At 58.2% G+C, this 24486-nt stretch carries 24 protein-coding genes; 12 read left to right on the top strand and 12 right to left on the bottom strand.

The window, feature by feature from the left end; genetic code table 11:
- The first annotated feature begins 492 nt into the window (after positions 1 to 492).
- A complete protein-coding gene (locus tag CBB62_12665; GenBank protein ID OUT39251.1) occupies positions 493 to 1080 on the top strand; it encodes a polyhydroxyalkanoate synthesis repressor PhaR in 588 nt (195 codons plus the stop codon).
- On the opposite strand, the gene CBB62_12660 is transcribed toward CBB62_12665, so the two are convergent.
- Positions 1077 to 2852, bottom strand: a complete 1776-nt coding sequence (locus CBB62_12660; protein OUT39250.1) for a hypothetical protein — start codon at positions 2850 to 2852, stop codon at positions 1077 to 1079. The two genes, CBB62_12665 and CBB62_12660, sit on opposite strands and share 4 nt — an antisense overlap.
- Positions 2853 to 2955: 103 nt before the next feature.
- Between CBB62_12660 and CBB62_12655 the strand changes: the two genes are divergently transcribed.
- A complete protein-coding gene (locus tag CBB62_12655; protein OUT39249.1) occupies positions 2956 to 3498 on the top strand; it encodes a hypothetical protein in 543 nt (180 codons plus the stop codon).
- A 54-nt stretch (positions 3499 to 3552) separates the two neighbouring features.
- Here CBB62_12655 and CBB62_12650 read toward each other — a convergent pair whose 3' ends face one another.
- The 3 genes from CBB62_12650 to CBB62_12640 form a co-directional block, all read right to left on the bottom strand.
- Complete coding sequence (locus CBB62_12650; GenBank protein OUT39248.1) at positions 3553 to 3765, bottom strand: hypothetical protein; 213 nt, start codon at positions 3763 to 3765, stop codon at positions 3553 to 3555.
- Positions 3766 to 3809: 44 nt separating this feature from the next.
- Positions 3810 to 4220: a transcriptional repressor gene (locus CBB62_12645; protein ID OUT39247.1), complete on the bottom strand. Its 411-nt coding sequence runs from the start codon at positions 4218 to 4220 to the stop codon at positions 3810 to 3812.
- Positions 4221 to 4360: 140 nt separating this feature from the next.
- Positions 4361 to 5005, bottom strand: a complete 645-nt coding sequence (locus CBB62_12640) for a uracil phosphoribosyltransferase (GenBank protein ID OUT39246.1) — start codon at positions 5003 to 5005, stop codon at positions 4361 to 4363.
- 221 nt (positions 5006 to 5226) lie between these two features.
- On the opposite strand from CBB62_12640, the gene CBB62_12635 reads away from it, so the two are divergent.
- On the top strand, positions 5227 to 6297 hold the full coding sequence (locus CBB62_12635; protein ID OUT39245.1) for a tRNA preQ1(34) S-adenosylmethionine ribosyltransferase-isomerase QueA: 1071 nt from the start codon (positions 5227 to 5229) through the stop codon (positions 6295 to 6297).
- A gap of 8 nt (positions 6298 to 6305) precedes the next feature.
- Entirely contained in the window at positions 6306 to 7448 is a 1143-nt protein-coding gene (locus tag CBB62_12630) for a tRNA guanosine(34) transglycosylase Tgt (protein ID OUT39244.1), read from the top strand.
- A gap of 340 nt (positions 7449 to 7788) precedes the next feature.
- On the opposite strand, the gene CBB62_12625 is transcribed toward CBB62_12630, so the two are convergent.
- The 3 genes from CBB62_12625 to CBB62_12615 form a co-directional block, all read right to left on the bottom strand.
- Complete coding sequence (locus CBB62_12625; protein OUT39243.1) at positions 7789 to 8082, bottom strand: 50S ribosomal protein L28; 294 nt, start codon at positions 8080 to 8082, stop codon at positions 7789 to 7791.
- 273 nt (positions 8083 to 8355) lie between these two features.
- Positions 8356 to 9453: a hypothetical protein gene (locus tag CBB62_12620; GenBank protein OUT39242.1), complete on the bottom strand. Its 1098-nt coding sequence runs from the start codon at positions 9451 to 9453 to the stop codon at positions 8356 to 8358.
- A gap of 55 nt (positions 9454 to 9508) precedes the next feature.
- Positions 9509 to 11440 carry a metal ABC transporter permease gene (locus CBB62_12615; GenBank protein OUT39802.1) on the bottom strand — a complete coding sequence of 644 codons (1932 nt, stop codon included), beginning with the start codon at positions 11438 to 11440 and terminating at the stop codon, positions 9509 to 9511.
- Between the two features lie 166 nt (positions 11441 to 11606).
- Here CBB62_12615 and CBB62_12610 point away from each other — a divergent pair, with 166 nt between their 5' ends.
- The 6 genes from CBB62_12610 (at position 11607) to CBB62_12585 (ending at position 17192) form a co-directional block, all read left to right on the top strand.
- Positions 11607 to 11942: a hypothetical protein gene (locus tag CBB62_12610; protein OUT39241.1), complete on the top strand. Its 336-nt coding sequence runs from the start codon at positions 11607 to 11609 to the stop codon at positions 11940 to 11942.
- A gap of 130 nt (positions 11943 to 12072) precedes the next feature.
- Positions 12073 to 12684: a 3-isopropylmalate dehydratase small subunit gene (locus CBB62_12605; protein OUT39240.1), complete on the top strand. Its 612-nt coding sequence runs from the start codon at positions 12073 to 12075 to the stop codon at positions 12682 to 12684.
- 85 nt (positions 12685 to 12769) lie between these two features.
- A complete protein-coding gene (locus CBB62_12600) occupies positions 12770 to 13873 on the top strand; it encodes a hypothetical protein (protein OUT39239.1) in 1104 nt (367 codons plus the stop codon).
- An 81-nt stretch (positions 13874 to 13954) separates the two neighbouring features.
- Positions 13955 to 15124: a hypothetical protein gene (locus CBB62_12595; protein ID OUT39238.1), complete on the top strand. Its 1170-nt coding sequence runs from the start codon at positions 13955 to 13957 to the stop codon at positions 15122 to 15124.
- A 110-nt stretch (positions 15125 to 15234) separates the two neighbouring features.
- A complete protein-coding gene (locus tag CBB62_12590; protein OUT39237.1) occupies positions 15235 to 16347 on the top strand; it encodes a 3-isopropylmalate dehydrogenase in 1113 nt (370 codons plus the stop codon).
- Positions 16344 to 17192, top strand: coding sequence for a hypothetical protein (locus CBB62_12585; GenBank protein OUT39236.1), 849 nt, complete (start codon positions 16344 to 16346; stop codon positions 17190 to 17192). The genes CBB62_12590 and CBB62_12585 overlap by 4 nt, the downstream gene beginning before the upstream one ends.
- On the opposite strand, the gene CBB62_12580 is transcribed toward CBB62_12585, so the two are convergent.
- On the bottom strand, positions 17189 to 17452 hold the full coding sequence (locus CBB62_12580; GenBank protein OUT39235.1) for a hypothetical protein: 264 nt from the start codon (positions 17450 to 17452) through the stop codon (positions 17189 to 17191). The two genes, CBB62_12585 and CBB62_12580, sit on opposite strands and share 4 nt — an antisense overlap.
- 42 nt (positions 17453 to 17494) lie before the next feature.
- Complete coding sequence (locus CBB62_12575; GenBank protein OUT39234.1) at positions 17495 to 17836, bottom strand: hypothetical protein; 342 nt, start codon at positions 17834 to 17836, stop codon at positions 17495 to 17497.
- Between the two features lie 196 nt (positions 17837 to 18032).
- On the opposite strand from CBB62_12575, the gene CBB62_12570 reads away from it, so the two are divergent.
- Complete coding sequence (locus tag CBB62_12570; GenBank protein ID OUT39233.1) at positions 18033 to 19070, top strand: aspartate-semialdehyde dehydrogenase; 1038 nt, start codon at positions 18033 to 18035, stop codon at positions 19068 to 19070.
- 1 nt (position 19071) lies between these two features.
- Entirely contained in the window at positions 19072 to 19374 is a 303-nt protein-coding gene (locus CBB62_12565) for a hypothetical protein (GenBank protein OUT39232.1), read from the top strand.
- Here CBB62_12565 and CBB62_12560 read toward each other — a convergent pair.
- Genes CBB62_12560 through CBB62_12550 form a run of 3 tightly spaced genes read right to left on the bottom strand, consistent with a single transcriptional unit; the run spans position 19348 to position 24215 of the window.
- The gene (locus CBB62_12560; protein OUT39231.1) at positions 19348 to 20211 is read right to left on the bottom strand and encodes a pyridoxal kinase; all 864 of its coding nucleotides are present in this window, start codon (positions 20209 to 20211) and stop codon (positions 19348 to 19350) included. The two genes, CBB62_12565 and CBB62_12560, sit on opposite strands and share 27 nt — an antisense overlap.
- 18 nt (positions 20212 to 20229) lie before the next feature.
- Positions 20230 to 22140 carry a hypothetical protein gene (locus CBB62_12555; GenBank protein OUT39230.1) on the bottom strand — a complete coding sequence of 637 codons (1911 nt, stop codon included), beginning with the start codon at positions 22138 to 22140 and terminating at the stop codon, positions 20230 to 20232.
- A 2-nt stretch (positions 22141 to 22142) separates the two neighbouring features.
- The gene (locus tag CBB62_12550) at positions 22143 to 24215 is read right to left on the bottom strand and encodes a hypothetical protein (protein OUT39229.1); all 2073 of its coding nucleotides are present in this window, start codon (positions 24213 to 24215) and stop codon (positions 22143 to 22145) included.
- Positions 24216 to 24486 lie beyond the last annotated feature (271 nt).

The following is a 24486-nucleotide window of genomic DNA, read 5'->3' as shown; positions in this document are numbered from 1 at the left end:
TGCTTCTGCCGCTTGTGCCATAGTAGCGCCAGCATCGCCACCCGCAGCATACAAATTCGAGTGCCCAAGTAAATTGGCGAAATTGGCAAATGCCGCCGCCCCCGGGCCCATCATCTGGAAACCACGCGCCATCGCCTCCGCCACGACCGGGTCGTTGGCAAGGGCGGTCCACTGGTCCTGCCAAAGATCGAGATATTGGCGGGCCAGTTCGTCAAACGCGGGCGCACGGGCCTTTGCGTTATCGCTGTGGTTGGTTTCATCACTGCTCATGGCGCCGCACTATAGAAACCCGAAGAGGTAAAAGACCAGCCTGTTTTTGCCCGTATGCGAACACGCCGCTATATGCACTGCACCACGAACCGTAACCGCTGCAACATATGCTCCTGATGCTGCGCAGCATGTGCAGCGCACAATAATGGTTGGACTCGGTGTGCAATCGCGATTACATGTACGGAACAAATACTGATAACAAAAAGCTGGAAACGATCTCTCATGAGCGCAAAACAAGCCGCAGCCGACGCCCCCATCACGATCAAGAAATACGCTAACCGGCGTCTCTACAACACTGCGACCAGCAGCTATGTGACCCTCGATCACCTGTCCAAAATGGTCAAGGAAGGCGAGGATTTTGTCGTTTATGACGCGAAAAGCGGTGATGACATCACCCGCTCCGTCCTGACCCAGATCATTGTCGAGGAAGAGTCCAAGGGCGAGCACCTGCTGCCCACCAGCTTCCTGCGCCAGCTGATCGGTTTCTATGGCGGTAACATGGAAATGCTCGTGCCGAAATATCTCGAGCACACCATGCAGAGCTTTGCCAAAAATCAGGAACAGATGAACGACATGCTGCGCAACAGCATGGGCGGCATGTTCCCGCTCCAGCAGATGGAAGAGCTGAGCAAACAGAACCGCACCATGTTTGAGCAGGCGATGAAGATGTTCACGCCGGGTGCTGCCATGGGTGAAACCGGCACTACCAGCGACAGCGGCAAGAGCGCCAGCAACAGCAATCTCGACGATCTGAACCGCAAGATTACCGAACTGCAGGAACAGCTGGCAGAAATCAGCAAAAAAGCCTAACCGGCGTCTCGCGCGGCGGTTTTTTCGGCCTTCAGGAAGTCGGGCACCATTTCCGGCTGGCCGATGCCATAGCCCTGCAGGAAGTCCACACCAGCCTTGATCACAATGTCACGCTCGCTGTCGGTTTCAATGAATTCGGCAACGGTTGGGACACCCAGCCCCTTGGCCAGATGCAGCAGGGTCTGCACAAACAGGCGGCTGTCCTGATTGGTGGTGATGCCCTTGATGAACGAGCCATCGATTTTCAACAAATCAATGGACAGGGTCCGCAACTGCCCGAACGAGGTATAACCCGCCCCGAAGTCATCGAGCGCGAGGCGACAGCCGAGTTCCCGCATGGCCGCAATAAAGCGCTGCGCCTCGGCGATATCCTCCATGGCCACAGTCTCGGTAATCTCGACGATCAGACGCTTGGCGATATCCGGGCGATCCTGCAATTCCATGGCGACGCTGCGTGACCAGGCACGGTCGGCAACGGTCAGCCCGGACACATTGATCGACAGCGAAATATCCGGATATTCATCCAGCACCGAAATTGCCTTGGAGATGGCGTAACGGTCGACCGAACGGCCAAGACCAAGACGCTCGATCGCCGGCATGATCTGACCGGCAGTAATCCACTGGCCACGGCTATCCTTGATCCGCAGCAGCGCCTCATAAAACACTGTCTCACCGGTCTCGGAAGCGACAATCGGTTGATAGGCGAGTGCTGCCTGCTGATTGGTCAACGCGCTCTTGACCATCTCCGCCATGGCGAGGCTGTATCGCTGGGCCGCACGTTGTTCCTCGTTCAGCTGATAGCGGCGATAGGCGTCACGACCGGCGCGCTTGGCTTCCTGCATCGCGCTTTCGCCCATATTGATGACTTCTTGCGGCGAACCGCTCTGGTCCGGGAATACCACGCCACCGATCGAGCAGGTTACGGTGAAGGGATCGAAGCCCTGCGCCTGAAATGCATCCTGCCGGATCAACTGGAATACCCGGTCGCTGAGACTGGCGAGTTTCACATCATCGCCGCGGGTCATCACGATACCGAAAACATCACCGCCGACACGGGCGATATGGGTGCCGGGATCATCAATTTCCTGCAACCGCTTGCCGATCGACATAAGCACATGGTCGGCGGCCTCATAGCCATAGACCTCGTTGATGGTTGCGAGCTTGTCGACACCGACGCTGAGATAGCCACCGGTAAGACCATAGCGCAAGCTATTGACCAGCGACTGGTTCAGCACTTCCATGATGTGCCGACGGTTTAGCAACCCGGTAAGTTCGTCATAGCTGGCGAGCAGTTCAAGCTGTGCCTGATAGGCATGGCGCTCATCAACCTTGCGCAGGATGCCGGTCAGCGAAAGCAGCTTGCCGTTCTCATCCACCTTCGGCATGCCGCGATCATGGACAGAGACAAAATAGCCGCGCTCATGCCGGATACGGTATTCGCAATCATAGGTATCGCCATGAGCAATGGCCCGGCTCAGCGCCTTGATCCGCAGGGGCCGGTCCTCGGCATTGATCCGGCTTTCGAGTTTCTTGCCCGCATCCTCATTGATGCCGCGAGTCCAGCCGAGCAGTTCCTCACCACCCCTGGTCCAGATCAGGCGGTCAGATGCAACATCCCAGAAATAGGCGATATCCCCGGAGGCGGCGAGCGCACCCATCGGGTCCAGCAGGCTGGCCAAATCATTCTGGTCATCATGGTCGGGGAGTTGATCGTCTGGCACAGGCCTGTTCGGTCTCGCAACGGAATAATGCAGTCTGATAGGCACCATCATAACGGCAACCCATCATTCCCGCTCATACAAATTCAAATGGCTGAAAGTACTAAGCCGAACCGCCATATTTCAGTGACAGCATAATTATGGCATAAGCTGTGTGATGTACAGACCGCAACGGCAACCGATCATACTGATAATGAACATTTTTTCCGTTACCCGCCCTGCACCCATGCGTGCGGCAGCCATGGCCCTTGGCCTGCTTTGCATACTCCCGCCCCAATCAGCGATTGCTGCGGACATGATCACCAAACTCAGCGGCGAACAGCTCACCGGGCTGATGAAGGGCTGGGGCTACAAGGCTGAATTGAGCGAGGATGACTACGGCGATCCGATGATCAGCACCGCCACCAGTGGTGCCCAGTACAAGGTCTATTTCTACGATTGTTCGGAAACCAAACCGAAACGCTGTGACAGCATCATGCTGTCAGCGGGCTTTATCTATGAGCAAGATATGGAACCTGCCATCGCCAATCAGTGGAATTTGGATAACCGCTATGGTCGCGCCTACATCGACGAGGAAGGCGACCCGATCCTTGAGCGTGACATCAGCCTTACCGGCGGTATCAGCGAGGCTAATCTGAAAGAACAGTTCCGTATCTGGGATGACAGTCTGGGCGATTTCCTGACCGCGATTGACTGGTGATACCAGTCAGGCGCATCAGTCAGTTGCTATCAGTCAGCGGAGAGCGAAATCCGATCAGTGCATCTGGCCGCGATGGACCCAGCGCTCAACCGTGATCTTGATCCGCTCGACCGGCATTTCCGGATGATGATGGAAAAGCACGCGTTCGGCCACATCAAGGGCAATACGCTCTGACGTGCCCGATTTCTTCATACCGTCATAGGCGCGGATAACCGCCGGCTTGCAGATACAGGGTTCGGAATCACCAACGAGGGCGATTTCTTCCATATTTCCGTCCGGGCGCTTACCTGATTGATCGGTATGATCTGTGGTCATGCTTTCTTCTTTATCTTGCGGCCATAAAGCTCAAGGCGGTGGTCGAGCAGTTCAAAACCCAGCTCGGCGGCAATCCGTACCTTGAGGTGCTCGATTTCTTCATTCTGGAACTCAATCACCTCACCGGTTTCCAGATCCACCAGATGATGGTGGTGCTCCATATTCACTTCAAACCGTGAATGCGGTTCATTGAAGTCATGGCGTTGTACCAGATTCAACTCATCAAGTAGATTCAAAGTGCGATAGACGGTCGCAATACTGATCGAGCTGTCTTCTGCCTTGGCGCGTTCATAGACGGTTTCAACAGACGGGTGGTCATTGCTTTCACCCAATACTTTCAGGATCACCCGGCGCTGGCCGGTCATCTTCAGACCCGCCTCAACACACTTTTCTTCAAGATTTTCCATTTCAAAGTCTCCCGACAAATCCGTCGTTGCCACATCCGATGTTCAGAATGCACATGATATGTTGCGAGATGCCAGGCACTCACAGTTTAGAATGCTTTTAATTATCATCTCACTCGGGATTTTTGAAGTGCTTATCGCGCTTATAATGTACCGAATATCCGGTCGCCTGCATCACCGAGGCCGGGCACGATATAGGCATCATCATTCAAGCGCTCATCAAGCGATGCCGTGAATACCTGAACATCCGGGCGGGCCTCATAGACACGGCGGACACCTTCCGGTGCGGCAACGAGGGTCATCAGGCTGACCCGATCGCCCTCGAACCCGCCCTGATCGCGCAGGACGTTGAGGGCATGAACGGCGGAGTTGCCGGTGGCCAGCATGGGATCACAGACGATGCAGCGACGCACATCCTGTGGCGGCATCTTGACCAGATATTCCACCGGCTGCTTGGTCTCCTCATCCCGCGCCAGACCGATGTGAGCGATCACGGCATTGGGCATCAACTCGACCAGACCGTCAACCATGCCCAGCCCGGCGCGCAGCACCGGCACAATTGCCAGGGTACGCTCGGCCAGCGTCGGTGCCTCGAATTTGATCAGCGGGGTATCAATCATCCGTTGGGTCAGCGGCAGATCGCGGGTGACCTCATACCCCATCAGCAGTGAGATTTCGGTCAGCAGGCGACGGAATTCACCGGTCGGGCAGCTCGTCTCCCGCATCCGGGTCAGCTTGTGCTGGATCAGCGGGTGTTTGACGACAGTCAGTTGCGAGAGATCAGACATGGACAGGCTCGGTCTGCTGGGGCGGAAATGTAAATGCGGCGGCAACTTACCATGACCGGACGTGGAGCCAAGCGATAACTTCCGCGACCGGTCCATGGCGGGAATTGATTTCCTGCCCTTCTGTGCGTAACTTCCCGGCAATTCACGATTTCAGGTCGCCCGAGCCGACCGGAAACGCCCCATTCCGCGACAGATCGAGACCCGATCGGACATCCCGACCCATGGATATTTCCCTGTTCGATTACCCGCTGCCAGCCCGGCTGATTGCCGACCGGCCAGCCGAGCCACGCGAGAGCGCGAAGCTGCTCGACCTGACCAGCGGTGAACCGGTTGACCGGACCATCAACGACCTGCCGGATATTCTCACCCCCGGCACCATTCTGGTGGTCAACAATACCCGCGTGCTCCCGGCCCGTCTGACCGGTCGCCGGATCGCCGCTGATGGCGACGGCACACCGGGCGGGGTGATCGAGGTGACCCTGCATCAGCTTGTCTCCAACGGTGACGACACGATCTGGCATGTCTTTGCCAAACCGGGCAAACGCATCAGGCCGGGTGACCGTATCCGCTTCGCCAATGACTTCGAGGCGCTGGTCGATGCCAAGCATGAGAACGGTCAGGTGACCTTACGCTTCCAGATGCCGTTCGACATGCTGCGCGATCAGCTCGACATTCACGGCGTCATGCCCCTTCCGCCCTATATCAAGCGCGACAAAGGGGGCGACGATCAGGACAAGCAGGACTACCAGACGGTTTTCGCCAAACGCGAGGGCGCGGTTGCCGCACCGACCGCCAGCCTGCATTTCACCGACGACCTGCTGACCCGCCTCGCGGCCAGGGGGATCACGACGGTACAGGTCACCCTGCATGTGGGTGCCGGCACCTTCCTGCCGGTCAAAACCGAGGATGTGACCGAACACCAGATGCATGAGGAATGGGGCGAGGTAACCCCGGAGACCGCCGACTTGCTCAATCAGGCAAAAGCCGATGGCCGCCCGGTGATCGCGGTCGGCACAACCGCGCTGCGCATCCTCGAGACCGCTGCTGCCGCAACCGGCAGCATCCAGCCCTTTGCCGGGGCCACCGACCTCTATATCCTGCCCGGCTACCGGTTCAATTTCGTCGACCGCCTGCTGACCAATTTCCACCTGCCCCGCTCGACCCTGCTGATGCTGGTCAGTGCGCTGGCCGGACGGGAGCGTATGCTCCACGCCTATCACCATGCCATTGCGCATGATTACCGTTTCTTCTCCTATGGCGATGCCTGCCTGCTCGCCGCGATGCCGGATTGACTAAAGACATGACCACTGCCACTGCACCCGATTTCGGCTTTGAGCTGTTCAACACCGATGGCATGGCCCGGCGCGGGCGGATCACCACCGCCCATGGCCAGATCGAGACCCCTGCCTTCATGCCGGTCGGAACCGCCGCCACGGTCAAGGCCATGCGCCCGGAGAGCGTCGCCGAGACCGGTGCACAAATCCTGCTCGGCAATACCTATCACTTGATGCTGCGCCCAACGGCGGAGCGGATTGCCGCCCTCGGTGGTCTGCACAAGTTCATGAACTGGCCCGGCCCGATCCTGACCGACAGCGGCGGGTTTCAGGTCATGTCCCTGAGCAAGCTGCGCAAGATGACCGAGAAGGGGGTCACCTTCCGCAGCCATATCGACGGCACCGCCTATGACCTGACGCCCGAGCGCTCGATTGAGATCCAGCACCTGCTGGATTCCAACATCACCATGGTGCTCGATGAATGCACGCCCTACCCCGCCACCCATGAGGAAGCGGACAAGTCCATGCAGCTGTCGATGCGTTGGGCCGAACGCTCAAAGGACGCGTTCAAAAAGCGACCGGGCTACGGGCTGTTCGGGATCGTACAGGGCAGCACCTATGCCGATCTGCGCCAGCAATCGGCGGAGCGGCTGATCGAGATCGGCTTTGACGGTTATGCGGTTGGCGGCCTCGCCGTCGGTGAGGGACAGGAGATGATGTTCGACACCCTCGACGTCACCACCCCACACCTGCCCGATGACCGGCCACGCTATCTGATGGGCGTTGGCAAGCCGTCCGATCTGGTCGGTGCGGTCAAGCGCGGCATCGATATGTTCGATTGCGTGCTGCCGAGCCGCTCAGGGCGCACCGGTCAGGCCTTCACCCGCCGCGGACCGGTCAATATCCGCAACGCCCGCCATGTGGACGACCCACGCCCGCTCGATGAACACTGCACCTGTCCGGCCTGCCGTGATTACAGCCGCGCCTATCTGCACCACCTGCTCAAGGCCGGTGAAATCCTCGGCCTGATGCTGACCACCTGGCACAACCTGCATTATTTTCAGGAACTGATGGCCGATATGCGCGCCGCCATCGCCGAAAACCGCTTCCCCGAGTTTGAAGCCGCCTTCCACGAACAACAGGCCGCTGGCGACATCCCGGCATTGTAATGCAAGGCCACAGAACAGCAAAAAGCCGGGTCAAAGCCCGGCTTTTTAGACTTGCAACTCCACAAGTAAGTAAATAAAATCACAAACAACAAAATTTATTTCAGAAAATTAATAATGGCCAAAACAAAATCAACAGTGGCAGCAACCAAATTTAAAATTCTAACAATTAAATCCATGAAAACAGAAACTCCTTTCTAATAATTTACGCATAAGCAATGCGCATTAATGAAATAAATAACATAAAATTAAAAATAGACGCAAATTTAGGTTACATAACTCAACAAAAAAAGCCGGGTCAGAACCCGGCTTTTTTAAATTCGTGATTTAAGGCGTTTGTCGCTTATGCAGCGTCTTTTGCCTTGGCAGCTTCAACCAGCTTCTTGATCGGGCGCAGGGCCGGATCGAGTTTGGTGATGGCGGTACCGGTAACAAGAGCGTCGAGGCCGCCCTTGTGCTCAATGGTACGCAGGCCATGGGCAGAAACGCGCAGGCTGAAGTTGCGCTTCAGCGTATCGCTGTAGACACCAACGGTCTGCAGGTTTGGCAACCAGCGACGGCGGGTCTTATTCATGGCGTGGCTGACATTGTTGCCAGTCTGGACGCCTTTACCGGTTACAACACAACGGCGGGACATTGCTTTTCCCCAATCAGTTCAATCTGTTCGATACAAAATCGGCTGTCATACCGGGCAGTGCCACAGCCATGAAAACCGCTAAAATTCTGGCAACTCGTACAATCCGTACGGCTGCGAGCCGTGGATATAGGCCAGACACATGCTTTCGGTCAAGCATTAAAGAGAATTGATCCCGGTCACGTCATCCCGGCGAAAGCCGGGATCTTTTGCCGGACTGCGACAGATTCCTGCTTGCGCAGGAATGACGTTTTTCACGGAACCGGGGATGTATCTCTACTGCATGGCGCGGGCCGGATCGAACAGCGGTGAGCCGACCCGGTCACGGTTGCGGAAAAATGCCCAAATCTCTTCGGTTGCATCAATATCCATATTCGGGCGACCGAGGACAAACTTGCGCAGTTTGTTGAGCTGATCGACGACGCCGGGCCATGTGGGACCGCCGCGCTCGATTTCGTAGAGCACAACATCGGCATGGGTACGGCAACCGTTCCAGCGATGGGCAATCACCCGTGAGCCGTCATCAGGCGCGAAGTTGAGCATCCGCTCAAGCGCCACATCACCGATACAGCCATTGGACCGCCGCCAGGCTTCCGCCGCCTCGAAGGCACCGATAACCGGACCGGCAGGCTCACCCATATGGGTACTCTCCCCGCCTTTGAACGGCACAAAGGGATCGGACGTGCCCTGTATCATCATGATCGGCATGGGAGCGGTCGGACGGCAGCGGGCTGCAACCGGCTCCGGGATCGCGGCATTGACCGTGGCAACAGCGGCAAAAATCCGGCTGTCCTCACAGGCGATGCGCTGGGCCAGCATCCCGCCCTCGGCGAGACCGACAAGATAGAGCCGGGCCGGATCGGCATTGAAGGTATCGACCAGATGCCCGGCCAGTCGGTTGATGAAACCGACATCGTCAATTTCCTTATGGCCGGGGCTCATGGAGCGACCATCATTCCACGCCCGCTCGATCGCTGCCGGATAGGCAACCTGAAACCCGTACTGGTCGGCATAGGTGTTGAAATTGGTGAGTTCGGCCACGCGCTCGGGATTGCCACCGGTCGAGTGCAACACAATCACGGTCGGCACCGGTACCGGCGACAGACCATCGGCCTGTTTCGCCTGTGGCGGCTTGTGCAGCAGGAACAGGCGGTTGAGATTCTGGTGCTGGATCGCGCCGGATGCGGCATCACGTGGCTTGATCCGTGGCGGCAGCGGCGGCGACTTCGGCTCAAGCGGGCGGTAGGCGCCGCTCATGTCTTCCTTGATAAGGCTTTGCTGGGCTGCCGCTGGTGTTGCGGGCAACAGGGACAGGCCGACCAGAGCGAACGAGCCGAGGGCAAGGCCGAGTAATGTGCGGGATGACGTCTTCATGGGACGGGATTCTAACGCGCTGCCGGTGAAGCGGGAGCAGCTTTTTATTCCCCTCCTATGCCTCACCCGCGTCAGATGCCCCCAATTCAAGGGATTCCGCGGTTGGGCCGGGCAGGGTTTCCTCACCCTGTTGTTGTCGCTGCCACATCATCGCATAGGTACCGTCCGCCGCCAGCAGTTCGGCATGGGTCCCGCGCTCTTCGATTCGACCATTGACCAGCACCAGAATCTGGTCGGCATCGACCACGGTAGACAGCCGGTGGGCGATCACCAGCGTCGTCCGGCCCTTGCTGACGGCATTCAGATTGGTCTGGATCGCGCGCTCGGTCGCGGTGTCGAGGGCAGAGGTGGCCTCATCGAAAATCATGATCGACGGGTCCTTGAGCACCGAGCGCGCAATGGCCACCCGCTGCTTCTCCCCGCCCGAGAGTTTCAGCCCACGCTCCCCGACCATGGTTTCATAGCCATCAGGCAGGCCGGCGATAAAGCCGTCGATCTGGGCCCCCCGTGCCGCCGCCTCGACCGCTGCCATATCGGCACCGGGGCTGCCATAGTCGAGATTGTAATGGATGGTCTCGTTAAACAGGACGGTATCCTGTGGCACGATGCCGATGGCACGGCGCAGATCGGTTTGGCGAATATCCCGCAGGTCGGTGCCATTGACCATGATCGCGCCACCGGTCACGTCATAGAACCGATAGAGCAGCCGGGCGATGGTGGATTTGCCAGCACCGCTCGGCCCGACCAGCGCCACCTTGGCCCCAGCCGGTACAGCAAAGCTGATGCCCTTGAGGATCGGGCGGCGTGGATCATAGCCGAATGAAACCTCATCAAACCGCAGCGCCGCCGGACCATGGGCAATGCCAATGCCATCGGGTTTGTCGACCACCTCGGCCTTTTGCCCCAGAAGGTCAAACATGCGCTCAAGGTCAATTACCGACTGGCGCAGTTCCCGATAAACAAAACCGAAGAAGCCAAGCGGCTGATAGAGCTGCAGCAGATAGGTATGCACCAGCACGAAGTCACCGACGCTCATCTCGCCCGAGGCAATGCCCTTGGCCGACATATAGAGTGCAATGGTGATCCCGACCGCGATGATCGCCGCCTGCCCGATATTGAGCGCGGAGAGCGATAGCTGGGAGCGTACGGCGGCTTCCTCATAGCCCGCGAGCGAGGCGTCATAGCGGGTGATCTCATGGCGCTCATTGCCGAAATACTTCACCGTCTCGAAGTTGAGCAGGCTGTCGATAGCCCGGGTATTGGCCTGCTGTTCGCTGTCATTCATCCGCCGCCGGAACTGCAGCCGCCATTCGGAAATCCGTATCGTGAAATAGATATAGCCACCGACGGTAATCACCGTCAGCGCGGCAAACCCGGCATCGAAGAAGCCCCAGAGAATACCGGCAACCAGCAACAACTCGAGAATGGTCGGAATGATGCTGAACAGCGAGAAGCGCAGCAAGGTCTCCACCGCCCGCGTGCCGCGATCGATTGCGCGGCTGAGGCCACCGGTGCGGCGCTCCAGATGAAACCGCAGGGACAGTTGGTGCAGATGCTCGAATACCTGAATGCCGAACCGGCGCATAGCGCGCTGACCGACCCGCGCGAACAGGGCATCGCGCAATTCGTTGAAGGCAAGATTCAGGATGCGGGCGACACCATAGGACAGGATCAGCAGCATTGGGATCGCGACAACGGCATTTTCCGCCACCATCGCCCGTGCTGCGCTCAGCTGATCCACGGCGCGCGAGAACAGGATCGGCGTGAAGACGTTGAACAGCTTGGCGATCACCAATGCCACCATCGCCGCCACAACCCGCAGCTTGATCCCCGTCTCCCCCGGTGGCCACAGATAGGGCAGGAACGCCCAGACCGCGTGCAGCCCGTCATGGCGGGCGGCGAAGGCATTGCCGCCACTATCGGCCACCGGCTCCGGGGTGCTGTCAGGGGCTGCGTTAGGGGAAGTATCTGGTTGTGCAGTTGTCATGGGCGATGACATAGGCGCTCGCATGGAAAAAGTCGCTCTTTGTCTGCCTGATGCCGCGTGAAAACCGATAATTAGGATTTTTTACCTATTTTATCTTGCGCCAATCTAAATATGACTATATTCCTATTTTGCCATCACATTTCAGACACCAAGGAACCGCCAGACCATGCCGACCAGCCTCCCCATCGACAGCCAGGGCAATGCCATCCCGGCCCTCCGCCCACGCCCCGACCATGCTTTTGAGGTAACAATCGACAGCACCAGTACCCGCACCGCCACCGCCTTTGCCGCCGACACTCAGGTTATCAGCCTCTACGCCACGGCGGATGCCAAGATCGCGCTCGGCGATAGCACGGTGACAGCCACAACCGGCGACCATTTTATCCCGGCGGGTCAGTATCTGTATTTCGCCATCGGCAACAAGATGCGCACTCGCGCCAGCCATCTGGCGGTTATCGCCACCAGTGATGGCGGCACGCTGCATATCTCCGAGCTGGATTGAAAACCGCAGCTCCATCGCAGTCCTGCTGCAGCCCAGCCACCCGGATAAAGCGATTGCGGAGCCGCCGGCTTCTGCGCTAGGTCATGATCAGTCTGATCACCTCAATCCTATGAATTGACATAAAAGAGCCATGCAGAAGTTTACCCAGCTGACCGGTATCGCCGCCCCACTGCCCCTGATCAATATCGATACCGACATGATTATTCCCAAGCAGTTCCTGAAGACCATCAAGCGTACCGGTCTCGGCCAGCATCTGTTCGACGAGATGCGCTTTACTCAGGACAAGCAGGAAATTCCGGACTTCGTGCTGAACAAGGCACCTTACCGGGATGCAGAAATCCTCGTCGCCGGTGACAATTTCGGCTGTGGATCCAGCCGTGAGCATGCCCCATGGGCCCTGCTCGATTTCGGCATCCGCTGTGTGATCGCACCATCCTTCGCAGACATTTTTCACAATAACTGCTTCAAAAACGGCATTCTGCCGATCGTCCTGCCGCAGGAAACCATCGACGAGTTGATGGAAGATGCACAGGGCGACAACAGCTGCCGCATGACTATCGACCTCGAAAACCAGCAGATCATCCGCGCGAATGGTGAGATGATCTCCTTCCCGGTTGATCCGTTCCGTCGTGACTGCCTGCTGAAAGGACTTGACGATATCGGCTTAACCCTTGAGCATGAAGGGGAAATCACAAATTACGAGGCCAAATTGACCGCCGAGCGGCCATGGCTGATGGCATAGCAGCGCCGATTATGCTTAATCCGGGGGGCTTTAGGCATTGCAGAGCAGCAATAATGACGCGGAGAAGCTTCCGAATTCGTCACGAGTGCTTAATCTCTTCGAGTTAAGCACCCAACGCGCTCAACTCATTGATGGTCGGGATGAAGAGAACAAAGCTGATCTGGATACGATCCAGCATCACGTAAAAGGCGCATTCTTCCTCAATCCCATCCTGAACAAAGCGGTCATCATCAAGCACCGGCTGAATCAGGACCAGCGCAAGTCCATGGCTGATCCCGACAGCTTCATGGGCACCAAGATTTTCGTCCGCTACGGCTTCGATAACAGCCGGGATAACAGCGGCAAATACATGTATCTGGGCGAGCGCGGTTCCGATGCCATTTTGCAGGAACATTTCGGGCTTGGACGCAACAGCGGATCCGCCGAACAAATCGAACGCGACCTCAATCTGCTATCGATTATCGACAAACTGCCATCCCTCGACCCATTCCTACTGCGTGAACGCCTGATCCGTGAGGGTCTCGGCATCGACGATCATTATTTCCGCATGTCGAGCAACGAGACCCAGAAGATCAAGGATGACATCATCCGTGAATTCCAGCCGTTGGTTAAGGTTGCCTTTGATGAACGGGACGATACCAAGCGTCTGACCCAGTTGATCATCAACAAGATGTGGCTGGCGACCGATATGAGCGTGCTCGGCCCATTGCTGAAAGCACTGGAGCTTGAGCCGGAAAATGCCAGCGAGGTATTCTTCGCGTGGAAGGGCTTTGTTTACTACAAGCTGCTGATGCGTCGCCTGTCAGGAAATTTCGCGACGTTTCTGGTATCGCTGGAGAATGCGCAGCCGGTCAGCATTCCGACCGCCAAGGCCGGAGATGAAATCAATATGCTGAGACCGAGGATCGTGAGCAGCCTGAAACAGGAATATGATCTCGCAACCGCTCAGATCGAAATGTATAACCATGCCTATCGGCATGAAATGATCCGCCTCTCCCGCCCCCGGCAGTTTACACAATTTTTGGGCCGGGCCGGTTACCAGTTCGAGCGACTGGGCGCATCGGTCGTTGGCATTGAACATGCACAGACAACCTGGCGACGGCGGTTTGGCATGAGCAAGACCGTTCTGGTCAGCGCCAATGATCTGCTGGAGATGCTCCGTGATTTTGACGACGGGCTCCCCACCTGACGATCACAAAGAATAATGGAATGGCTTGTATGCCGGGCAGGCAAACAACCAACCACCGCGACGATGAGGCAAACAGGGTTCATGGAATACCAACCCGCACAGGCAGAAAACTTCTCCAATTCATCGAGGGTACTCAACCTCTTTGAACTGACGAGAAAGCGCCTCAATGCACCAGCACCCCCACCAATGTTCGATGATGACGGCGACGATACTGCCGTCGCCACAGCTCAGGCGGTTGATCCCAACAACATAGCCGGCAACTTCTTCCTCAATGAAACGCTGAACAATGCGGTGATTATCAAGCACCGGATCAGCCCCGAGGAACGGCGCATGATGGCCAATCCCGAGGCGCTGGTCGGCACCAAGATATTTATCCGTTACGGCGAGAAGGACAGCCGGGACAACAGCGGCAAATACATGTTCCTCGGTCAGAAGGGTGCCGAAGATGTGTTCCAGCAGCATTTCGGCCTGAGCCCGGAGAAGAACCCGGACGACCGGCGCGACATCCTGCTGCTGCACAGCCTCGACCGCCTGCCGTCTCTCGATCCGTTCCTGCTGCGTGACCGCCTGACGCGCATGGGACTTGGCATTGACGAGGCCTATTTCCGGCTCTCAGAAGGTGAAGCCCGCAAATATCGCGAGAGCGTCATCCGGGAGTTTTATCCGCTGGCAAAGACCGCCTTCCGGGGGGCGGCGGATATTGACCGGCTTTCCGGCCTGATCGTCGACAAGATGTGGGAAGCGACCGATCTGCAGGTGCTCAAACCCATGATGGATGCCATGGACATCCCGTTTGCCGAGTCCAATGACATCTTCTTCGCCTGGAAAGGCTTCGTTTATTACAAGCTGATCCTGCAGAAGATCAGCGAGAACTTCGCCATGTTCGTGACCTCGCTGCAAGCGGCACAGGCGGTCAACATGCCAACCCCGGCAGTAAAGGAAGAGATCGAGAACCTGCGGCCACGGGTTCTCTCTGCCCTGCGGGAAGAGTTCCAGAAGGCGACCAATTCGATTGACCAGTATGACCTCGCCTATCGTCACGAGATGATCCGCAAGGGACAGCCGAAACAGTTCACTGCCTTCCTGCGCGATGCCTCCCGGCATTTCGATCATCTGGGCGCCTCGGTGGCCGGGATCGACCATGCCCAGACCACATGGCGGCGGCGCTTCGGCAAACAGAAAGACCCGTTCATTCCCGGCCCGGTCTTCCTCGAACTGCTCAAGGATTTTGCCGACGGCCTGCCGGTCTGAGCCCCGCAAATATTGCATCTCACCCTTGAGTGGCTGGACACCTGCCAGCACGCACCTTAAAAGCGACGTCACGAATTTTATCGCTGACAGTTCTCAAGGGAGCATCCCCCATGTCCAAATCGATCCTGTTTCTCGCCGGTGACGGCATCGGCCCCGAAGTCATGGGTCAGGTCCGTCGTGTAATCGACTGGCTGAACGCCACCCGCAGCACCGGTTTTGAGGTGATCGAGGATCTGGTCGGTGGTGTTTCCATCGACGCCCATGGCGTGCCCCTGACCGATGCCGCACTTGAGCGGGCGAAACAGGCCGATGCGGTGCTGCTCGGTGCCGTCGGTGGTCCGAAATGGGACAGCATCGATTTCAACATCCGCCCAGAGGCTGGCCTGCTGGCGCTCCGCAAAGAACTGCAACTCTTCGCCAATCTACGCCCGGCGCTGGTGTTCGATGCGCTGATCGATGCCTCCAGCCTGAAGCCGGAAATCATCCGCGGCCTCGACATCATGATCGTGCGCGAGCTGACCGGCGGCGTCTATTTCGGTGAGCCACGCGGTATCGAGGACCTGCCGGACGGCACCCAGCGCGGCATCAATACCCAAGTCTACACCACGCCGGAAATCGAGCGTGTTGCCTGCGTTGCCTTCGACCTCGCCGGTAAGCGTCAGGGCCGCGTTACCTCCTGTGAAAAGGCCAATGTGATGGAGAGCGGTCGCCTCTGGCGCGCTGTGGTCCAGAAGGTCCATGACGCCGAGTTCAGCAATATCGAGCTCAGCCACATGTATGCCGATAACGCCGCCATGCAGTTGCTGAAAAACCCGCGCCAGTTCGACGTGATCGTCACCGACAACCTGTTCGGCGATATCCTGTCCGACGAAGCGGCCATGCTGACCGGTTCTCTCGGTATGCTGCCATCGGCCTCGCTCGGTGCAGCGGACGCCAGCGGCAAGCGCGCGGCCATGTATGAGCCGGTACACGGCTCCGCACCGGACATTGCCGGTCAAGACCTCGCCAACCCATCCGCCACGATCCTGTCCTTCGCCATGATGCTGCGCTACAGCTTCGATATGGCGGCAGAGGCTGACCTGATCGAGAACGCCGTTCAGTCGGTCATGGTCAGTGGTATCCGCACCGGAGACATCATGGCCGAGGGCTGCACCAAGGTCGGCACCACCGCCTTTGGTGATGCGATCATCGGTGAGCTGGACAAGCAAAAGGCTGCGGCTTGACCGCAACCCCGGCAACGACCATCCGGCCACCGCACCAGCCGTGGCCGGTTGATGCGCAGCAACAGCAGTTGACTGACAGCTATCTGGAGCCAGCGCGGCAGGAAATTGCCGCCTGGCTTCTGTCGTTACGGCAGGCGATCGATGCCGCGTTGGAGCCGAAACTGCCGAGTTTCAAGGGCAAACCGTATCCGCTTGGTCGCTGCCGGGAAATTCGCGATGCGGTGGCGCAGAACCTGAACCGGCAGACACCACAGGCACTGATCCAGTTCCAGCATCAGGGCGGGTTTATCGGCAAGATATGGGGCGATCTGCGCGGTGAGTATTTCCAGAACGCACTGCAATTCGGTGCCTGGTATGTGGATGCCGCCAATGACACGGTCAATCCCGACAAGCCGAAGCTGGAAATCCTGCCGCTCGCCGACAGCCGGTTCACACCCATCGGCGACTTTCACCACTTCTGTCGTGTGGCGGCGAAATACTGGCAGGTGGACATCACCGCCAATACGGTATTCCCGCGCCTCGCCCCGTTCTTCCCGCTGATCTGTACCGGACAGGATGGCAAGAGCCGCCTCGCACCCGCCTTTGACGAGATGATCGAGCTGACACGCGCAAGCGGTTTCGACCTCTCAGCAGATATCCTGAACTCCCTGCCGACACCGGATGACAGCATCACCGCCGCGCTGACCCGGCACTATGACGGTATCGAGCACCCGCTGCTCGCACGCGACGGCACATCGTTTGAATATTGTCAGCAATATCGGGATGGCGCGCAGCATCTGGATCAGGCATTCCGCGACACCGCCGTGCTGGTCTATCTGCGGCAAATCCAGTCGGAACAGCCCTAACTCAGCCGTCGGGCGTTTTCGACCATCAGGATATAGAGTTCGCGCATCAGCTGTTCCGGCTTCATCTGACCGAACGGCATGTTCTCGACCATATAGTCGATCAACTCCTCGCTCGGCTGCTTCGGTACGATCTCGAACCCCTCACGCCGCAGCACCGAGATCACCTCGGCACCCTGTTTGGCATAATCCTCATTGAAGAATGAGGTATCGGCGCTCTTGATCGCCGCGCCGATGGTGGCGACGAGGTTCTTTTTGGCCATAACGTAACGCTTGCCCGTTCAGATAATCCGGCTGTCCTGTACTCAGGAGCTTTGAGGTTTAATCTCGCATCGGTTCAGCTCGGCATCCAGCTTCCCGGCGATAAACAGGAAAAACATCCTGAAATCGCTGTAAAGCGACCACAGCGGGTAGGTGAAGGTGGCCGGGCGGTTGCGCTCGATCAGCATATGGCTGCCCCAGGCAAAACCGTATCCGGCAATGAGGGCCGCCAGCAGATACCACGGGTTCATCTGGATAATTGCCAGCGCCAGAAACATCAGGGCGAGTGCCGTGCCGACGAAATGCCAGCGCCTTGTACCGGGCTCGGTATGTTCGGCAAGGTAGTGGGGCCAGAACGCCTGATAGGTTGCAATCTTGTCCGTCACGGGTTTCCTCCCGCCGTCGCCATTTCCGGCTTTCGGCTTTTTTGTTTTGTTTGTAACAGGCTGCTATGCGTAACGATCATTGTAGCCTGCCGTTTTCAACGCTAGTCTCGAAAACAGCTTTGGGCAATTCTATATCAATAGAACTGGATATGAGCCGGGATCGACCGGCGTCAACGATACTGCAGGGAACAGGATTATGGCTTTTAACGTCGCCATCATGGGTGCAACCGGAAATGTCGGACGCGAATTGCTGAACACTCTGGCCGAGCGCAACTTCCCGGTGAAGGATGTGGTCGCGCTGGCATCGCATCGCTCCGCCGGTCAGGAAGTCTCCTTCGGTGAGAAGGACGTGCTGAAGGTTCAGGATCTCTCGAAGTTCGATTTCAAGGGCATCGACATTGTCCTGTCCTCACCCGGTGGCAAGGTATCAGCCGAGTACTCGCCCAAGGCCGCAAAGGCCGGTGCGGTTGTCATCGACAATACCTCGCATTTCCGTATGGACCCCGATGTGCCGCTGATCGTGCCGGAAGTGAACCCGGAAGACCTCGCCGGTTATACGAAAACCAACATCATCGCCAATCCGAACTGCTCAACCATCCAGATGGTGCTGGCGCTCAAGCCGCTGCATGAGCGTGCGAAGATCAAGCGCGTGGTGGTGTCCACCTATCAATCCGTCTCCGGCGCTGGCAAGGAGGCCATGGACGAGCTGTTTAACCAGACCCGCAAGATCTACATGAACGAGCATGTGGGTCCGGAGCATCTGCCACGTCAGATCGCGTTTAACGTGATCCCGCAGATCGACGTGTTCATGGATGACGGCACCACCAAGGAAGAGTGGAAGATGATGGTCGAGACCAAGAAAATCCTCGATCCGAAAATCAAGGTTGCCGCCACCTGTGTCCGCGTACCGGTTTTTGTCGGCCATGCCGAAGCGGTCAATGTGGAGTTTGAAGAGGAAATCTCGGCACAGGAAGCCCGGGAAATCCTGCGTGACGCACCCGGCATTGCGGTGATCGACCGCCATGACGAGGAAATGTATGTCACCCCGGCCGAAATCGCCGGTGAGGACATGGTTGCCGTCAGCCGTATCCGCGAGGACGCCAGTGTCGAGAACGGCCTGTCCATGTGGATCGTTGGCGACAATATCCGCAAAGGCGCTGCCCTCAATACCATCCAGATTGCCGAGCTTCTGGTGGCGCAGCATCTTGGCCTGAACGCCGCCCAGAACCAGTAAGGTGGCGGCGATGCACTTGCGTCGACCAACCCGATACGAGGCGATCTCGATCGTTGTGTTCCTGGCTCTCTGCGTTGGCAGTGTCTGGTATCTGGCAACCGCCAGCAACATGATCGGCGATGTGGAGATGGGCTTTCACGGGCAGCTTGCCCGCGCCCTCGGCATCGGCATTGCGGTTGTTCTGGCACTGGTGCTGAACATCGCCTTCATCATCCTGGCGCGCAAACAAACCGCCATGGAAGAAGCCGAGGAAGCGTCAGACGATGCGCAGCCGCACTCAGGCAATCCGCGCGGGCTGGAATAGCCGGGTCGGTGCGACCATCACTTCCTGTGCATCGATCAGCGCCAGTTCCCGCGTGCCGCGTTCTGCCGTCGCCTCAAACACCGCATAGATGCTGGCAGCCGTTGCCGCCAGCGCCGCCGCCGGGCTGGTCAGGCGCAGCATATGGCCCATGTATAGTGCCGCCGTGCAGTCCCCGGCACCGTTCGGCGCGGGATTGAGCGGCAGGCGCGGCGTATCCACCTGCCATGCCCCCTGCCCGGTATCGAGCAGCATACTGATCTGGTCCCGGTCACCATCCACCGGCTCGAAGCTGGTCAGCAGCACCTGATCGACGCCGCGTTTGCGTAACTCACCCGTCGCTGCGAGTGCATCTGCCAGCGTCTCGACCGTCCTGTTAGTCAGATAGGCGAGCTCGAACTGGTTGGGCACCAGAATATCCGCCATGGGCAGGGCCTCGTCCCGGAAGAACTCGGGGATGCCCTCACGCACGAAAAACCCGCGCCCGACATCGCCCATTACGGGATCACAGCAGTAAATTGCATCCGGGTTGCGCGCCTTAACCCGTTTGACTGCATCGAGCACCACCTCACCCAGCGCTGCCTCGCCCAGATAACCGGAGAGCACACCGGCGCAGAGGTCGAGCCCGCCCCGCGCCTCAATGCCGTCAATCAGGCTGGCAATATGCCCGGCGGAGAAAACCTCGCCGGTCCATTCCCCATAGCCGGTATGGTTGGAGAACTGCACCGTATTGACCGCCGAGACATCAAAGCCGAGCCGTTGCAGCGGAAAGGTCGCCGCGCGATTGCCAACATAGCCGAACGCCACATGGGACTGGATCGACAACAGAGCCTTGGCCATTTCTGGTGGTCCTTCAGATCAGGAGAGGTGAATATCGGCGGGCGCCTCACCGGCAACATAGCGCTGCCACATGGCCCGGTACAACTGTTCCAGATGCCGGACCCGCCCCGGCGTATCGAACAAGGCGCTGCCGGTACGGGCGGCGACAACCCGCTCGCGGATCGCGGCAAGCGCCGCCGGATCATTGGCCAGCGCAATCGCCTTGTCCCGATACCCATCGGCATCATCGGCCACCATATCGGGCAGACCAGCGGCATGGAGCAGGCTCTGCGACACCCGTGAGGCAAAATGGGTACCGCGCTTTGCCAGTACCGGCACCCCGGCCCAGAGCATATCCGTGGTGGTTACGTGGCCGCCGTAATTCCAGGTATCAAGGATCAGATCGGCATGTTGTACACGGGCGAGATGCTGCTGTTTCTGCATCATGGGCGCAAAGACAAGCCGCGCCGGGTCAATACCGCCCGCCACAGCCACAGCACGCAGGTTCCCTCTGGTCAGATCATCATCGGCCCAGAGCCACAGGATCGAACGCGGCACCGCCTGCAATATCTCCATCCAGACCGCAAACAGTTCCGGTTCGATCTTGTAGGGCTGACAAAAGCAGCCGAAAACAAATGTCTCCGCATCCAGACCCGGCAACACCTCTGCCCGGGTGATCGGTGCACCAACAGGCTGCGTGTTGTCGGTCATCTGATAGGTCGATGGCAGGACGGCCAGAGCACAGCCAAAAGCATCACGATCCTGTTCCGGCGCAATGATCGGATCGACAAGTTGATAATCCACCACATCGGGTGGCATCGGACCGGGATAGCCGAGCCAGGTAACCGTAACCGGTGCCGCCCGCTGCCGACACAGATTGATCCGCGAGCTCTCGGTAAATCCGCGCAGATCGACCAGAATATCAATGCCCGCTGCCTTTACCTGCTGCAGGGCGTTTACGTTATCCGCGTGACCGAAATCGATAAAAGCATCGGTCTGTTCAACGATCTTCTGTCGTTCCGGCCCGGTCCGTTCCGGGCCATAGGTGATGCCGACAATCTCAAAATTCTCCCTATCATGATGCCCGAACATGCCGGCAATCAGATGCATGTTCGGGTGATCGTAGAAATGGCCCGAGAGATAACCGATGCGTAATCGTTTGTTCGCATCGGGCGGTGGCACCGGCGCGGCTGCGCGCGGCACCGCCGGGCCGAGCGTTCGGGCAAAGGCCGCCCCGACATCACGGACATAGTGGTCATCGCCATATCGGATCAGGGCATGAAACGGCAGTTCCGCCGGCACGCCACCAGCCGCAATCGCCGCACGGGTCTGTTCCCGCACAACCGGTTCCAGTGCTGCTGTCCGTCCCCAGTTCGCGGTCCGGCGATAACAGTATTCGAGCACATTGCAGACCTGTGGATGGCCGGGACGCAGGGCGAGGCAATGCTCCAGCATCGCGATTGCCGGTGCCATGCGCTTTTGTTGCTGCAGGCTGCTGGCATGGTGATAGGCGGCATCGAGATTGTCCGGATCAAGCGCCAGCGCTGCCCTGAACAACTCATCGGCCCGGACATAATCACGCTGATACAGGGCCACCTTCGCCCGGATGGTCAGGGCATCATCACGGCTTTCATCCAGCGCAAAAGCCTGCGCCGCGAGATCATCGGCCAGCCCGATATTGGACTGCATCGCGGCAATGGCCGCACGTTCAGTGAGACTGTTGGCCGAAACCCTGCCATCCGCCTCGATCGCGGCCAGCCAGTTGGTGATATCCGCCATGCGTCCCTGCTGACGACACAACAGACCGTAATACCGGCCAAATGCCGGATGATCGGGTTGCTGCATGATAATTGCGGTCAGCTGATCGGCATGCTCTGCCAGCCTGCCGTCCCGTACGGCCAGCTTCACCATGTCCAGAAACTGTTGCTGCGCGTTCTCCTGCATGGTCATCCCTATGACATCACATGAATATCTGCCGGTGCCTCACCCTGCAGGTAAAGATGCCACATCCGGCGATAGAGCGCTTCCAGATCACGCACCCGTTTTTCCGTATCAAACAGCGTGCTGCCGGTACGCGCCGCCGCAACCCGCTCACGGATCGCGGCAAGGGCAACAGGATCATTGGCCAGCGCTATCGCCTTGTCACGATAGCTTGCGGGATCATCCACCACCATATCGGGCAATCCTGCGGCGTGGAGCAGGCTCTGTGATACCCGTGAAGCGAAATGGGTACCGCGCTTGGCCAGCACCGGCACCCCGGCCCAGAGCATGTCGGTCGTGGTGACATGGCCGCCGCAGCGCCAGGTATCAAGGATCAGATCGGCCTGCTGAACCCGCGCCAGATGTTGTTCCTTGGGCAGGCCCGGAGAAAAGATCAGCCGATCCGGATCGACACCCGCATCGCGCGCAAACCGGCGCAAATTCTGCTTTGCCTGCTCAACATCGCACCAGAGCCAGAGCACTGAATCCGGCACTGCCTGCAGGACTTCCATCCAAACCCGGAACAGCTCCGGCTGAATTTTGTAGATATTGCAGAAACAGGCGAAAACGAATGTATCAGAAGCAATGCCGGGCAAAACCGCTTTGCGCTCTACCGCTGCGGCAATCGATTGCCGATTGTCTGTCATCTGATAGGTATCCGGCAGAAAGGCCAAGGCCGACCCGAAACTCTCCCGATCTTCAGGCGGCGCAACAAGGTCATCGACAATCTGGTAATCAACCATGCCGGACGGCATCGGCCCCGGAAAACCCAGCCATGTCACATGCAGATGAGCCGGTCTGTACAGGCAGAGATGAAGCCGGGAGTTCTGACTGAACCCCCGCAAATCAATGAGAATATCGAGGTTCAGATCACGCAAGTCAGACGCCCCGGTAATCATATCCGGATCGTAAACGTCCACAAACCGATCCACTTGCGCACGCACAGCCTCACGGAACACATTCTCATCGTGAGTACCGACAGCCACCGCAACAGTTTCAAAATGCTCACGATCGTGGTGTTGAAACATGCTGGCAACAAGATGCATGCCCGCATGTTCGCTAAAATGGCTGGACATATAGCCAATACGAAGCCGTCTCCCGGCTTCATCGCGTGCCGGTCTTGGCAACGTTGGCAAGACCGATCCAAGCGCCTCATCTCTTGCCACCACTTCCTTGATCTCGACAGTGGAAAGTTCGGCGACCAGTCGGTTGTGCTGCGGATCATCACTGGTGAGAAATGAAACGAAAGGCCGGTATTGCGACACCACAGCACCGGTCTTTACCTGTTCAAGATGCTCGGCGGCCCGCGCATCAAATGTCTCCAGCAGAGACCATTCGGCCAGTTTCCGAATGAGCATCACCATTGTCATGGTGGCGTCGGCATTCAGTGGCCCAAGATGCATTGCGGTCTTGTACGCAGCGAAGGCGGCTTCCGGAAAATTCTTCTGCACATCCAAGATCTTGCCACGCAGACTATGTGCATAGCCCAGATCCGGACGCAGCTCGATCGCATGGTTCAAACATTGTTCCGCTTCAGCATATCGCTCCAGATACGCATATATCTGGGCAATGTGGCAGAGCAGCTCGACATTGTCGCCATCCTGTCCGAGCGCCTGCTCCAGATACTGCAGACCGGCCTCATATTGCATGGACCCGGCCAGCGCCAGACCGTATTCGATGCGCATTTCGGTAGAGAATTCGGGCCGTTCAACCCATGGGCCGAGCAGTTCCAACACGTCGCCATAGGCAAATTGCATCCGTTTGGCCGTGGCCAGCAGGGCGACGATCAGCGGGTGGTCGGCTGTCGACTTATTGCCCCCGGCCGCACTGACCAGCATCCGGCGCAGGGCGTCCAGATGCGCCTCGGCCCGTTCCGCCTCACTGAAATTCAGCGCCAGCTGCGCGGCATTGAGCCAGATATCCGGCTGGGCACTGGCGTCATCGCGCGTCATTAGCGCTTCCATCGCCTCAAGTCCTGCCTGCAACTCCCCGGCATTCACGAGGGAACAGGCATCGGCATAAGCTTGCTGGAGTTGGTCGGACATTGAAAAACAGGCTGATTGGTCGTGAGAATATATCCCGGCTCGCGGGCAAACTGGCAGTGCACCATGTCACACTAAAGACCGGTTGCACCACCGACAAACGAGCCATTCAGCCGATGCGCCTGCCGGCTGTTTCGTTTTTTCATCATGTATTTAGAGAAATTCTAAACAATGCTTGACCTGACGCGCCAGATCGCCATTCTCCAAATTACCTTTCTGCAATGCGGCAATGTGCATTCTGCCATGTCAGACCGTCCCGTTGTCCGCAATCCGG

Source organism: Micavibrio sp. TMED2, from assembly GCA_002168225.1.
In the GTDB taxonomy this organism is placed as follows: domain Bacteria; phylum Pseudomonadota; class Alphaproteobacteria; order TMED2; family TMED2; genus TMED2.
The sequence above is the reverse complement of the archived record's forward strand: the minus strand, read 5'-3'. Positions and strand labels throughout refer to the sequence as shown.

Excerpts from the sequence above, each read along its gene's own strand:
- CBB62_12665 (OUT39251.1), top strand. The coding sequence starts at position 493 with ATGAGCGCAAAACAAGCCGCAGCCGACGCCCCCATCACGATCAAGAAA.
- CBB62_12660 (OUT39250.1), bottom strand. The coding sequence starts at position 2,852 with ATGATGGTGCCTATCAGACTGCATTATTCCGTTGCGAGACCGAACAGG.
- CBB62_12655 (OUT39249.1), top strand. The coding sequence starts at position 2,956 with ATGTACAGACCGCAACGGCAACCGATCATACTGATAATGAACATTTTT.
- CBB62_12650 (OUT39248.1), bottom strand. The coding sequence starts at position 3,765 with ATGGAAGAAATCGCCCTCGTTGGTGATTCCGAACCCTGTATCTGCAAG.
- CBB62_12645 (OUT39247.1), bottom strand. The coding sequence starts at position 4,220 with ATGGAAAATCTTGAAGAAAAGTGTGTTGAGGCGGGTCTGAAGATGACC.
- CBB62_12640 (OUT39246.1), bottom strand. The coding sequence starts at position 5,005 with ATGTCTGATCTCTCGCAACTGACTGTCGTCAAACACCCGCTGATCCAG.
- CBB62_12635 (OUT39245.1), top strand. The coding sequence starts at position 5,227 with ATGGATATTTCCCTGTTCGATTACCCGCTGCCAGCCCGGCTGATTGCC.
- CBB62_12630 (OUT39244.1), top strand. The coding sequence starts at position 6,306 with ATGACCACTGCCACTGCACCCGATTTCGGCTTTGAGCTGTTCAACACC.
- CBB62_12625 (OUT39243.1), bottom strand. The coding sequence starts at position 8,082 with ATGTCCCGCCGTTGTGTTGTAACCGGTAAAGGCGTCCAGACTGGCAAC.
- CBB62_12620 (OUT39242.1), bottom strand. The coding sequence starts at position 9,453 with ATGAAGACGTCATCCCGCACATTACTCGGCCTTGCCCTCGGCTCGTTC.
- CBB62_12615 (OUT39802.1), bottom strand. The coding sequence starts at position 11,440 with ATGACAACTGCACAACCAGATACTTCCCCTAACGCAGCCCCTGACAGC.
- CBB62_12610 (OUT39241.1), top strand. The coding sequence starts at position 11,607 with ATGCCGACCAGCCTCCCCATCGACAGCCAGGGCAATGCCATCCCGGCC.
- CBB62_12605 (OUT39240.1), top strand. The coding sequence starts at position 12,073 with ATGCAGAAGTTTACCCAGCTGACCGGTATCGCCGCCCCACTGCCCCTG.
- CBB62_12595 (OUT39238.1), top strand. The coding sequence starts at position 13,955 with ATGGAATACCAACCCGCACAGGCAGAAAACTTCTCCAATTCATCGAGG.
- CBB62_12590 (OUT39237.1), top strand. The coding sequence starts at position 15,235 with ATGTCCAAATCGATCCTGTTTCTCGCCGGTGACGGCATCGGCCCCGAA.
- CBB62_12580 (OUT39235.1), bottom strand. The coding sequence starts at position 17,452 with ATGGCCAAAAAGAACCTCGTCGCCACCATCGGCGCGGCGATCAAGAGC.
- CBB62_12570 (OUT39233.1), top strand. The coding sequence starts at position 18,033 with ATGGCTTTTAACGTCGCCATCATGGGTGCAACCGGAAATGTCGGACGC.
- CBB62_12560 (OUT39231.1), bottom strand. The coding sequence starts at position 20,211 with ATGGCCAAGGCTCTGTTGTCGATCCAGTCCCATGTGGCGTTCGGCTAT.
- CBB62_12555 (OUT39230.1), bottom strand. The coding sequence starts at position 22,140 with ATGACCATGCAGGAGAACGCGCAGCAACAGTTTCTGGACATGGTGAAG.
- CBB62_12550 (OUT39229.1), bottom strand. The coding sequence starts at position 24,215 with ATGTCCGACCAACTCCAGCAAGCTTATGCCGATGCCTGTTCCCTCGTG.